At 63.1% G+C, this 12,640-nt stretch carries 9 protein-coding genes; 8 read left to right on the top strand and 1 reads right to left on the bottom strand.

Going from position 1 to position 12,640, the window contains the following annotated elements; all coding sequences use genetic code 11:
- Nucleotides 1-133: 133 nt before the first annotated feature.
- Nucleotides 134-1,561 (bottom strand): arginine-ornithine antiporter, encoded by a 1,428-nt coding sequence (arcD, locus tag ACNFHO_RS18645; RefSeq protein WP_125930661.1) that lies wholly within the window; start codon nt 1,559-1,561, stop codon nt 134-136.
- Between the two features lie 427 nt (nt 1,562-1,988).
- On the opposite strand from arcD (ACNFHO_RS18645), the gene arcD (ACNFHO_RS18640) reads away from it, so the two are divergent.
- From arcD (ACNFHO_RS18640) to gcvP, 8 genes are all read left to right on the top strand, one after another.
- Nucleotides 1,989-3,416, top strand: a complete 1,428-nt coding sequence (arcD, locus tag ACNFHO_RS18640; RefSeq protein ID WP_054925695.1) for an arginine-ornithine antiporter — start codon at nt 1,989-1,991, stop codon at nt 3,414-3,416.
- 30 nt (nt 3,417-3,446) lie between these two features.
- Complete coding sequence (arcA, locus tag ACNFHO_RS18635) at nt 3,447-4,700, top strand: arginine deiminase (RefSeq protein ID WP_054895516.1); 1,254 nt, start codon at nt 3,447-3,449, stop codon at nt 4,698-4,700.
- 68 nt (nt 4,701-4,768) lie between these two features.
- Entirely contained in the window at nt 4,769-5,779 is a 1,011-nt protein-coding gene (locus tag ACNFHO_RS18630) for an ornithine carbamoyltransferase (protein ID WP_054895515.1), read from the top strand.
- A 154-nt stretch (nt 5,780-5,933) separates the two neighbouring features.
- Nucleotides 5,934-6,863 (top strand): carbamate kinase, encoded by a 930-nt coding sequence (gene arcC, locus ACNFHO_RS18625; RefSeq protein WP_063543213.1) that lies wholly within the window; start codon nt 5,934-5,936, stop codon nt 6,861-6,863.
- A gap of 56 nt (nt 6,864-6,919) precedes the next feature.
- Complete coding sequence (locus ACNFHO_RS18620) at nt 6,920-7,294, top strand: DUF5064 family protein (protein ID WP_063543211.1); 375 nt, start codon at nt 6,920-6,922, stop codon at nt 7,292-7,294.
- A gap of 148 nt (nt 7,295-7,442) precedes the next feature.
- Nucleotides 7,443-8,951, top strand: a complete 1,509-nt coding sequence (locus tag ACNFHO_RS18615; RefSeq protein ID WP_063543209.1) for a sigma-54-dependent transcriptional regulator — start codon at nt 7,443-7,445, stop codon at nt 8,949-8,951.
- 288 nt (nt 8,952-9,239) lie between these two features.
- Nucleotides 9,240-9,623, top strand: a complete 384-nt coding sequence (gene gcvH, locus ACNFHO_RS18610; RefSeq protein ID WP_414154849.1) for a glycine cleavage system protein GcvH — start codon at nt 9,240-9,242, stop codon at nt 9,621-9,623.
- 11 nt (nt 9,624-9,634) lie between these two features.
- Nucleotides 9,635-12,490 carry an aminomethyl-transferring glycine dehydrogenase gene (gene gcvP, locus ACNFHO_RS18605; RefSeq protein ID WP_416767053.1) on the top strand — a complete coding sequence of 952 codons (2,856 nt, stop codon included), beginning with the start codon at nt 9,635-9,637 and terminating at the stop codon, nt 12,488-12,490.
- Nucleotides 12,491-12,640: the final 150 nt, after the last annotated feature.

The following is a 12,640-nucleotide window of genomic DNA, read 5'->3' as shown; positions in this document are numbered from 1 at the left end:
CGATTTATGGCCTCATCGCGGGACCAGCCCGCTCCCACAAAAGGGGGCTGACCCATCGAGTTTGTGAGCATGCGTGGGAGCGGTGCGCCGCTGCGACTTGTCCCGCGATGAGGCCGCAACAACCGCCACCGACTTACAAACTCAGCGCCCCCGAGTACAGCGCATAAGCCGCTACCCCTGCGCCCACCAGTACCGCCGCGAATATCAGCTTCTCCCAATGGCTGAACAATGCCTGCCCCTGCTCGTGCCTGGCCCGGGCGAACAGGATCACTCCCGGGGCATAGAGCAGGGCCGACAGCAACAGGTACTTGAGCCCCCCGGCATACAGCAGCCACACCGCATACAACAGCGCCAGCAGCGCCACGGCCAGATCCTTGCGCCGCAGCCCCGCCTGCCCGGCATAGCTCTCGCCCCGCCAGGCCAGCAACACGGCATAGGCCGCCGACCAGAAGTACGGCACCAGGATCATCGACGACGCCAGGTAGATCAGGCTGGTATAGGTGCCAGCCGAGAACAGGGTGATCAGCAGGAACCCCTGGATCATGCTGTTGGTCAGCCACAGTGCATTGGCCGGTACATGATTGGCATTTTCCCTGGCCAGAAAACGCGGCATGGTCTTGTCGCGAGCGGTTGCGAAGAGAATCTCGGCACACAGCAACGCCCATGACAGCAGCGCCCCAAGCAACGAAACCGCCAACCCGATACTGATCAGCATCGCCCCCCAGGGCCCGACGATATGTTCCAGCACCGACGCCAGCGACGGGTTCTGCAACCCCGCCAGTTCAGGCTGGGTCATCACCCCCAGCGACAGCACGTTGACCAGCACCAGTAGCGCCAGCACCCCGAGAAAGCCGATCACCGTGGCCTTGCCGACATCCGAACGGTGTAGCGCACGCCCGGAATAGACACTGGCGCCCTCGATGCCGATGAACACGAACACCGTCACCAGCATCATGTTGCGCACCTGCTCCAGGACGCTGCCGAACTTCGGGTTGCCCAGCCCCCAGATATCGCGGGTGAAGATATCCGCGCGGAAGGCGAAGGCCGCGATGATGATGAAGATCAGCAGCGGTACGACCTTGGCCACCGTGGTGACCTGGTTGATGAAGGTCGCTTCCTTGATGCCACGCAGTACCAGGAAATGCACTGCCCACAGCAACAGCGAAGCGCAGCCGATGGCTATCGGCGTATTGCCCTCACCGAATACGGGAAAGTAGAAACCCAGGGTGCTGAACAACAGCACGAAATAGCCGACGTTGCCCAGCCAGGCACTGATCCAGTAGCCCCAGGCCGACGAGAAGCCCATGTAGTCACCAAAGCCGGCCTTGGCGTAGGCGTAGACGCCCGAGTCCAGGTCGGGCTTGCGGTTGGCCAGGGTCTGGAACACGAAGGCCAGCGCGAGCATGCCGACCGCCGTGATGCTCCAGCCGATCAGTACTGCGCCAACATCGGCACGGGCGGCCATGTTCTGCGGCAATGAAAAGATCCCGCCGCCGATCATCGAACCGACCACCAGGGCGATCAGCGCCCCCAGGCGAAGCTTATGTCCCGGTTCGCCCATCTGCAGCTCCCTCACGCCTGTCTGAAACATAACGGCCACTACATATAAATGTTACAGTTTGTTTATTAATCAACGCCATTAAAGCTATAGCACTCATAACGCATTTGTCTATATGCCGACGGCCGCCAATATTCACATTGTCGAGCAACTCGCAAATTCGCGACGCCCTGTCGAATGACACGTGAAAAATTTGCGAAACCGCTAGAAACGACTAGCTTTCAGATTTCGCAAGCCAAACAGAGCGTTTGCTCTAGAAGTACATGGAGGTGCCAGCGCACAAGGCTTGCAGCAAAGCCGTCGGCACTCTCCAGGAGACCCGAGCAAGAATTTTCTCACGCTGTTGCGCCATGAACTGATCCACATCAGCGAATGACTACAGCGCCGGATTTATTCTGTCGTCAACTTTCTCCTGGCATGGAGTTGTTAAATGTCTGATTCTCCCGGAAAACTTAAACTCGGCGCATTAGTTGCACTTGTCGTGGGCTCGATGATTGGTGGCGGGATCTTCTCCCTGCCGCAAAACATGGCCGCCAGCGCAGGTGTCGGTGCCGTGCTGATCGGCTGGGCCATCACCGCCGTCGGCATGCTCACCCTGGCCTTCGTGTTCCAGACCTTGGCCAACCGCAAACCCGACCTCGATGGTGGCGTGTACGCCTATGCCAAGGCCGGCTTTGGCGACTACATGGGCTTCTCGTCAGCCTGGGGCTACTGGATCAGTGCCTGGCTGGGCAACGTCGGCTACTTCGTCCTGCTGTTCAGCACCCTGGGGTACTTCTTCCCGGTCTTCGGTGAAGGCAATACCCCGGCGGCAGTGATCGGCGCATCGCTGCTGCTGTGGGGTGTGCACTTCCTGGTCCTGCGCGGCATCAAGGAGGCGGCGTTCATCAACCTGGTCACCACCGTGGCCAAAGTCGTGCCACTGGCGCTGTTCGCGCTGATCTGCCTGTTCGCCTTCAAGCTCGATGTGTTCACCGCCGACATCTGGGGCCTGGGCTCGCCCGACCTCGGCAGCGTGATGGATCAGGTGCGCAACATGATGCTGGTCACCGTGTGGGTGTTCATCGGCATCGAGGGCGCAAGCATCTTCTCCTCGCGGGCGGAAAAACGCTCCGACGTGGGCAAGGCCACGGTCATCGGTTTCATCACCGTGCTGCTGTTCCTGGTGCTGGTCAACGTGCTGTCGATGGGCGTGATGACCCAGCCGGAGCTGGCCAAGCTGCAGAACCCGTCGATGGCCGCGGTGCTGGAGCATGTGGTCGGTCACTGGGGTGCGGTGCTGATCAGCGTCGGCCTGATCATCTCGCTGCTGGGGGCACTGCTGTCATGGGTGCTGCTGTGCGCGGAGATCATGTTCGCCGCCGCCAAGGACCACACCATGCCCGAGTTCCTGCGCCGCGAGAACGCCAACCAGGTGCCGGCCAACGCCCTGTGGCTGACCAACGCCATGGTGCAGATCTTCCTGGTCATCACCCTGTTCTCCAACAGCACCTACCTGTCGCTGATCTACCTCGCCACCTCGATGATCCTGGTGCCCTACCTGTGGTCGGCGGCCTACGCAGTACTGCTGGCGGTGCGCAGCGAAACCTACGAACAGGCCCTCGCCGAACGCAAGAAGGACCTGATCATCGGCGGTATCGCCCTGTTGTACGCGATCTGGCTGCTGTATGCCGGAGGCGTGAAGTACCTGCTGCTGTCGGCCCTGCTCTACGCGCCTGGCGCGATCCTGTTCGCCAAGGCCAAGCGCGAGGTCGGCCAACCGATTTTCACCAACGTGGAAAAACTGATCTTCGCCGCTGTGATCGTCGGCGCCCTGGTGGCGGCCTACGGGCTGTACGACGGCTTCCTGACCCTTTGACCACGTCTTCGTATGATTGGAGGAATCATCATGTCCACGGAAAAACAGAAATACGGCGTGCACTCCGAAGCCGGCAAGCTACGCAAGGTGATGGTCTGCGCCCCGGGACTGGCGCACAAGCGACTGACCCCCAGCAACTGCGATGAACTGCTCTTCGACGACGTGATCTGGGTCGACCAGGCCAAGCGTGACCATTTCGACTTCGTCACCAAGATGCGCGAGCGCGGCGTCGATGTGCTGGAAATGCACAACCTGCTGACCGACATCGTGCAGAACAAGGAGGCCCTGGCGTGGATTCTCGATCGCAAGATCACCCCCAATACCGTCGGCGTTGGCCTGACCAATGAAGTGCGCAGCTGGCTCGAAGGCCTCGATCCGCGCCACCTGGCCGAGTTCCTGATCGGCGGCGTGGCCGGCCAGGACCTGCCGCAGAGCGAAGGCGCCGATGTGGTGAAGATGTACAACGACTACCTCGGCCACTCCAGCTTCATCCTGCCGCCCCTGCCCAACACCCAGTTCACCCGCGACACCACCTGCTGGATCTACGGCGGCGTCACGCTGAACCCGATGTACTGGCCGGCACGACGCCAGGAAACCTTGCTGACCACTGCCGTGTACAAGTTCCACAAGGAATTCACCGGCGCCGACTTCCAGGTCTGGTACGGCGACCCTGACAAGGAGCACGGCAGCGCCACCCTGGAAGGCGGCGACGTCATGCCGATCGGCAAGGGCATCGTGCTCATCGGCATGGGCGAGCGCACCTCGCGCCAGGCCATCGGCCAACTGGCGCAGAACCTGTTCGCCAAGGGCGCAGTGGAAAAGGTCATCGTCGCCGGCCTGCCCAAGTCGCGTGCCGCAATGCACCTGGACACCGTGTTCAGCTTCTGCGACCGCGACCTGGTCACGGTCTTCCCGGAAGTGGTGCGCGAGATCGTCCCGTTCATCATCCGCCCCGACGAAAGCAAGCCCTACGGCATGGATGTGCGCCGTGAAAACAAGTCGTTCATCGAGGTGGTCGGCGAGCAGCTCGGGGTGAAGCTGCGCGTGGTCGAGACCGGCGGCAACAGCTTCGCCGCCGAACGCGAGCAATGGGATGACGGCAACAACGTGGTGGCCCTGGAGCCAGGCGTGGTCATCGGCTACGACCGCAACACCTACACCAACACATTGCTGCGCAAGGCCGGGATCGAGGTCATCACCATCAGCGCCGGTGAACTGGGCCGAGGCCGCGGCGGCGGCCACTGCATGACCTGCCCGATCGTGCGCGACCCTATCGACTACTAACGCCCTCAATCCGGCCCACGCTTACGAGGCGCGGGCCGGGCACTCACCGCATTCAAGGAGACACTGTCATGGCGTTCAACATCCACAACCGCAACCTGCTCAGCCTAGAGCACCACACCACCCGTGAGCTGCGCTACCTGCTGGACCTCTCCCGCGATCTCAAGCGCGCCAAGTACACCGGCACCGAGCAGCAGCACCTGAAGGGCAACAACATTGCGCTGATCTTCGAGAAGACCTCGACCCGCACCCGCTGCGCCTTCGAAGTCGCCGCCTACGACCAGGGCGCCAACGTCACCTACATCGACCCCAACTCCTCGCAGATCGGCCACAAGGAGAGCATGAAGGACACCGCCCGCGTGCTCGGGCGCATGTACGACGCCATCGAGTACCGCGGCTTCAAGCAGGAGATCGTCGAAGAACTGGCCAAGTTCGCCGGCGTGCCGGTGTTCAACGGCCTGACCGACGAATACCACCCAACCCAGATGATCGCCGACGTGCTGACCATGCGCGAACACAGCGACAAGCCGCTGCACGACATCAGCTACGCCTACCTGGGCGATGCGCGCAACAACATGGGCAACTCGCTGTTGCTGATCGGCGCCAAGCTCGGCATGGACGTGCGTATCGCCGCGCCCAAGGCGCTGTGGCCGCATGACGATCTGGTGCAGCGCTGCAAGCAGTACGCCGAGGAAAGCGGCGCGCGCATCACCCTCACCGAAGACCCGAAGGCGGCGGTCAAGGGCGTCGATTTCGTCCATACCGACGTCTGGGTGTCGATGGGAGAACCTGTGGATGCCTGGGGCGAGCGCATCGAGCAACTGCTGCCCTATCAGGTGAACAAGGAACTGATGAAAGCCACCGGTAACCCGCGCAGCAAGTTCATGCACTGCCTGCCGGCGTTCCACAACTCCGAGACCAAGGTCGGCAAGCAGATCGCCGAGAAATACCCGCACCTGGCCAACGGCATCGAAGTGACCGATGACGTGTTCGAGTCACCAGCGTGCATCGCCTTCGAGCAAGCGGAAAACCGCATGCACACGATCAAGGCGATCCTGGTATCGACCCTGGCTGATCTCTGACGGCCACCCCTGCAGGGGCGGGCTTTTGTGGGAGCGGGTTTACCCGCGAACACCGGCATAGCCGGTGCCATGCACCGCGTCGCTGGCTTCGCGGGTAAACCCGCTCCCACAGGCCTTGCCCGACCCTTGAACATTTTCTGAAGGACATTTCCCCATGCGTATCGTTGTTGCACTGGGCGGCAACGCCCTCCTGCGCCGCGGCGAGCCAATGACTGCCGACAACCAGCGCACCAATATCCGCACTGCCACCGAGCAGATCGCCAAGATCCACCCCGGCAACGAACTGGTCATCGCCCACGGCAATGGCCCGCAGGTCGGCTTGCTGTCGCTCCAGGGCCAGGCCTACAAGCCCGACGAAGCCTACCCGCTGGACGTGCTCGGTGCCGAGACCGAAGGCATGATCGGGTACATGATCGAACAGGAGCTGGGCAACCTGCTCGACTTCGAGGTGCCCTTCGCCACCCTGCTGACACAAGTCGAGGTCGACGCCAACGACCCGGCCTTCAAGGATCCGACCAAGTTCATCGGCCCGGTCTACGCCAAGGACGAGGCCGAGCGCCTGGCCAGGGAGAAAGGCTGGGTGGTCAAGGCCGACGGCGACAAGTACCGCCGCGTGGTCGCCAGCCCCAAACCCAAGCGCATCTTCGAGATCCGCCCGATCAAGTGGCTGCTGGAAAAAAGCAGCATCGTCATCTGCGCCGGCGGCGGCGGCATCCCCACGATGTACGACGAAAACCGCAAGCTCAAAGGCATCGAGGCGGTGATCGACAAGGACCTGTGCTCGGCGCTGCTGGCCGAGCAACTGGACGCCGACCTGCTGATCATCGCCACCGATGTCGATGCTGCCTACATCGATTTCGGCAAGCCGACGCAAAAAGCCATTGCCCAGGCGCATCCTGACGAGCTGGAAAAACTCGGCTTCGCAGCGGGCTCGATGGGGCCGAAGGTGCAGGCCGCCTGCGATTTCGCCCGCAACACGGGCAAGGTCGCGGTGATCAGCTCGCTGGAAAACATCGAAGAGATCGTCAAGGGCACTGCCGGTACGCGGGTGTCGACCGCCAAGCCAGGTATCAGCTACCGTTGAGTGCAGTTGGCCGGTGCACGGCGCCGGCCATTTTCAACCTTCCGGAGGACGCCATCATGGCCCAGTACCATCCTGGTCATGTTCATATCGAGCGCACGGCGCTGAACAAGAATGACCACAGCTACGACCTCAACATCGAGTACGAAGCCACCCAGGATCCCACGGAAGGCCGCGGTATCCAGTTCCGCATGCATGGCAGCATCGAAGGCAAGTCTGTCGACGAGAAGTTTTTCCTGGCCAAGGACCAGGTACTGCCGAGCTTCCTCATGCAGTTGAGCCGCAAGGCCCAGTCGTACCTGCCGGCGCCGAAGAAATTCGAAAACCTGGGCTCGCCGCACAAGCTCTACGACCATATGTTCGAGGACATCCGCCAGAAGCTGGATGTGAAGTCCGGGGATCCGATCAAGCCTGAACACCTGGGTAATACCTGATACTGCCATCGCCGGGCAGGCCCGCTCGCACAGGCACGCTGGAATACCTGTGCAAGCGGCGGTTCGGCGCCCCGACTTGTCCCGTGATTGGGCCTTCCCCCTCGCCAATGGCATACTGGCGCCCTTTCCCCCTACGCCCGTTGCCCCCATGCGCATCCACGTCAGCTTTATCGACCGCGTTGGCATCACCCAGGAAGTCCTGGCCCTGCTCGGTGCCCGCAACCTCAACCTCGATGCCGTGGAAATGGTGCCACCGAACGTCTACATCGACGCTCCCACGCTCAGCCCAGCCGTACTCGAAGAGTTGCACGATGCGCTGTTCGAGGTGCGCGGCGTGCAGTCGGTGGAAGTGGTCGATATCCTCCCCGGCCAGCGCCGACACCTGCAACTCGACGCCCTGCTCGCGGCCATGAGCGACCCGGTGCTGGCGGTGGACAGCGCTGGCAAGGTGCTGCTGGCCAACCCGGCGCTGATCGCCCTGTGCGGACGCGAATCGGCCGGTCGCTCGGTGGGCGAGCTGTTTGGTGACAGCGACCTGCTCCAGGCTCTGCTGGACAACAACTTCCACCTGCCAATGCGCGAGATGCAGCTCAATGGCCAGAGCCTGCTGCTGGATGCGACGCCGATCACCAATGCCGGCGGCCTGCTCACCCTGTATCCGCCCAATCGCATGGGCGAACGTCTCTCGGCGCTACACCATGATCACGCCGAAGGCTTCGACGCCCTGCTCGGCGACTCCCCGGCGATCCGCACCCTCAAGGCCCGCGCCCTGCGCGTCGCCACACTCGATGCGCCCTTGCTGGTGCACGGCGAGACCGGCACCGGCAAGGAGCTGGTGGCCCGCGCCTGCCACACCATCAGCAGTCGTCACGCAGCACCTTTCCTCGCATTGAACTGCGCCGCGCTACCCGAAAGCCTGGCCGAGAGCGAACTGTTCGGCTATGCCCCGGGCGCCTTCACCGGCGCACAACGTGGCGGCAAGCCAGGGCTGATGGAGCTGGCCAACCAGGGCACGGTGTTTCTCGACGAGATCGGCGAGATGTCGCCCTACCTGCAGGCCAAGCTGCTGCGCTTTCTCAGCGACGGCAGCTTTCGCCGGGTCGGTGGCGACCGTGAGGTGAAGGTGGACGTGCGTATCATCAGCGCCACCCACCGCGATCTCGAACGCATGGTCGCCGAAGGCACCTTCCGCGAAGACCTGTTCTACCGTCTGAACGTGCTCAACCTGCAGGTCCCGCCGCTGCGCGAACGCGGCCAGGACATCCTGTCGCTGGCGCACTTCTTCATGCAGCAGGCCTGCACGCAGATCCAGCGCCCTCCGTGCCGCCTGACCCCAGCCACCCATCCGGCACTGCTGGCCAACCCCTGGCCAGGCAACGTGCGCCAGTTGCAGAACGTGATCTTCCGCGCGGCGGCAATCTGCGAGAGCAACCTGGTGGATATCGGTGACCTGGATATTGCCGGTACCTCCGTGGCGCGTGGCCAGGATGGCGAGGTGAGCAGCCTGGAGCAGGCCGTGGGCGACTTCGAGCGCGAGCTGCTGCAGCGCCTGTATGCGAGCTACCCTTCGACTCGGCAGCTGGCGGGAAGGCTGCAGACGTCGCATACCGCGATTGCGCAGCGGCTGCGCAAATACGGGATTCCAGCCAAGGTTTGACTAACACAAGGTACACCTGCACCCAAACGTATCGAAATCATTACATCGTAATGATTTCGATACAGGCAGACTTGAGTGCAGTTATCCAAGGGTTTGATCCCTCGACGCTTTCGTTTACACCCTACGCTGTATCGATTTCATTACATAGTAGGATTGGTCCGTCTGTAAAAATCAGTTAAATAGCTGATTTATAAGAAATTTATTCTCATGGCCGCATTATTGCTTAGGGAAATCCACCCAAGAGCGCGGACCCACCGCGCCCAACGCCCTGCTTCCCGAGGATTTCCCATGAGCGAGTTGCGTTTCACCGAAGATCACGAATGGCTGCGCGTCGAAGCTGACGGCAGCGTCACCGTAGGTATCACCGCCTATGCCCAGAACGCCCTTGGCGATGTGGTCTTCGTGCAACTGCCGGACCTGCAGCAGTATGAAAAAGGCGCCGAAGCCTCCACCGTCGAGTCGGTCAAGGCTGCCAGCGGCGTGTACATGCCGCTTACCGGTGAAGTGGTCGCGGTCAACGAAGGTCTCAACGACAACCCCGAGCAGGTCAACGAAGACCCGCTGGGCGAAGGCTGGTTCTTCCGCTTCATTCCTGCAGACATGAGCGAGGTGACGGCCCTGCTCGACCAGGATGCCTACGACCGCCTGCTCAAAGCCAACGACGACGCCTGAGGACCACGACCATGACCATCAACCTCGGCACCGCCAACGAATTCATCGCCCGTCACATCGGCCCACGCAGCGCCGACGAACAGGCCATGCTGACCACCCTGGGCTTCGACTCTCTCGACGCCATGACCGCCGCCGTCATTCCCGACAGCATCAAGGGCACCAGCGTGCTCGGTGACGCCGACGGCCAGAGCGAGGCCGATGCCCTCGCCGCCCTCAAGGCGATCGCCGGCAAGAACCAGCTGTTCAAGAGCTTCATCGGCCAGGGCTACTACAACACCCACACGCCAGCGCCGATCCTGCGCAACCTTCTGGAAAACCCGGCGTGGTACACCGCCTACACCCCTTACCAGCCGGAAATCTCCCAGGGTCGCCTGGAAGCGCTGCTGAACTTCCAGACCCTGATCAGCGACCTCACCGGCCTGCCGATCGCCAACGCCTCGCTGCTCGACGAAGCCACCGCCGCTGCCGAGGCCATGACCTTCTGCAAACGCCTGTCGAAGAACAAGGGCAGCCATGCCTTCTTCGCCTCCGTGCATTGCCACCCGCAAACCCTTGACGTGCTGCGTACCCGTGCCGAGCCGCTGGGCATCGAGGTCGTGGTCGGTGACGAGCGTGAACTGGGCGATGTCAGCGCCTTCTTCGGCGCCCTGCTGCAATACCCGGCAAGCAACGGTGATGTGTTCGACTACCGCGAGCTGGTGCAGCGCCTGCACGGCGCCGGTGCCCTGGTGGCCGTGGCCGCCGACCTGCTGGCCCTGACCTTGCTGACTCCTCCGGGCGAATTCGACGCCGACGTGGCCATCGGCAGTGCCCAGCGCTTCGGCGTACCGCTGGGCTTCGGCGGCCCGCACGCGGCCTACTTCGCCACCCGCGATGCCTTCAAACGTGACATGCCGGGCCGCCTGGTCGGCGTTTCGATCGACCGTTTCGGCAAGACCGCCCTGCGCCTGGCCATGCAAACCCGCGAGCAACACATCCGCCGCGAAAAGGCCACCAGCAACATCTGCACCGCACAGGTCCTGCTGGCCAACATCGCCAGTATGTACGCCGTCTACCACGGCCCGGCCGGCCTCAAGCGCATCGCTGAACGTACCCACGCCCTCACCGCGATTCTCGCTGCGGGTCTGGCCAAGCTCGGCGCCAAGGTCGTTACCGGTGAATTCTTCGACACCCTGACCCTGGCCACCGGTGCCGCCACCGCCAACCTGCACGAGCAAGCGCGCGCCAAGGGCTTGAACCTGCGCCAGGTCGACACCGCACACCTGGGGCTGTCGCTGGACGAAACCAGCACCCAGGCAGATGTCGAGGCGCTCTGGGCATTGTTCGCCAATGGACAGGCGCTGCCGGACTTCGCCACCCTCGCCGCCAACCACAGCCCGCGCCTGCCAGCTGCACTGGTGCGCCAATCGGCGATCCTCGAGCACCCGGTGTTCAACCGCTACCACAGCGAAACCGAACTGATGCGCTACCTGCGCCGCCTGGCCGACAAGGACTTGGCGCTGGATCGCAGCATGATCCCGCTGGGCTCGTGCACCATGAAGCTCAATGCTGCCAGCGAAATGATTCCGGTCACCTGGGCCGAGTTCGGCAACCTGCACCCCTTCGCCCCGGCCGAGCAGAGCCAGGGCTACCTGCAGATGACCACCGAGCTTGAAGCCATGCTCTGCGCCGCCACCGGCTACGATGCCGTGTCGCTGCAGCCCAACGCCGGTTCCCAGGGCGAATACGCGGGCCTGCTGGCGATCCGCGCCTACCACCGCAGCCGCGGCGAAAGCCACCGCGACATCTGCCTGATCCCGTCGTCGGCACACGGTACCAACCCGGCCACCGCACACATGGCCGGGATGCGCGTGGTGGTCACCGCCTGCGACGCCCGGGGCAACGTCGACATCGACGACCTGCGCGCCAAGGCCCTCGAACACCGCGAGCGCCTGGCCGCGATCATGATCACCTACCCCTCGACCCACGGCGTGTTCGAGGAAGCGATCGGCGAGATCTGCGCGATCATTCACGACAACGGCGGCCAGGTGTACATCGATGGCGCCAACATGAACGCCATGGTCGGCCTGTGCGCTCCGGGCAAGTTCGGTGGCGACGTGTCGCACCTCAACCTGCACAAGACCTTCTGCATCCCCCACGGCGGTGGCGGCCCGGGCGTCGGCCCGATCGGCGTCAAGTCGCACCTGGCGCCGTTCCTGCCCGGCCATGCCGCGCTGGAAAACACTGCCGGTACGGTCTGCGCTGCACCGTTCGGCAGCGCCAGCATCCTGCCGATCACCTGGATGTACATTCGCATGATGGGTGGAGCAGGCCTCAAGCGTGCGTCGCAGATGGCGATCCTCAACGCCAACTACATCGCCCGTCGCCTGGAAGAGCACTATCCTGTGCTGTACACCGGTGGCAACGGCCTGGTCGCCCACGAATGCATCCTCGACCTGCGTCCGCTCAAGGACACCAGCGGCATCAGCGTCGATGACGTGGCCAAGCGTTTGATCGACTTCGGCTTCCATGCTCCGACCATGTCGTTCCCGGTGGCGGGCACGCTGATGATCGAACCGACCGAAAGCGAGTCCAAGGAAGAACTGGACCGTTTCTGCGATGCGATGATCCAGATCCGCGAAGAGATTCGCGCCGTGGAGAACGGCAGCCTGGACAAGGACGACAACCCGCTCAAGAACGCCCCGCACACCGCGGCGGAACTGGTCGGCGAATGGTCCCACGGCTACAGCCGCGAGCAGGCGGTTTATCCGCTGCCGAGCCTGGTCGAAAGCAAGTACTGGCCACCGGTCGGTCGGGTCGACAACGTGTACGGCGACCGCAATCTGGTCTGCGCCTGCCCGTCGATCGAGAGCTATCAGGACGTCTGATAGACCCTCGGCCCGCCCTCTGATGGAGGTGTGTTCCTCTGTGGGAGCGGGGGTGGCCCCCCCAGGCAGGTTTGTGCCCCCCCCCCCAAGTCGGGGCCGCCCCCCCCCCCCCCCGGGAGACACTGGCCCCACCACCACCCCCGGGGGGCC

This window comes from Pseudomonas sp. NY15374 (assembly GCF_048068255.1).
Lineage (GTDB): Bacteria > Pseudomonadota > Gammaproteobacteria > Pseudomonadales > Pseudomonadaceae > Aquipseudomonas > Aquipseudomonas machongensis.
This window is presented reverse-complemented; position numbering and strand designations above follow the sequence as displayed.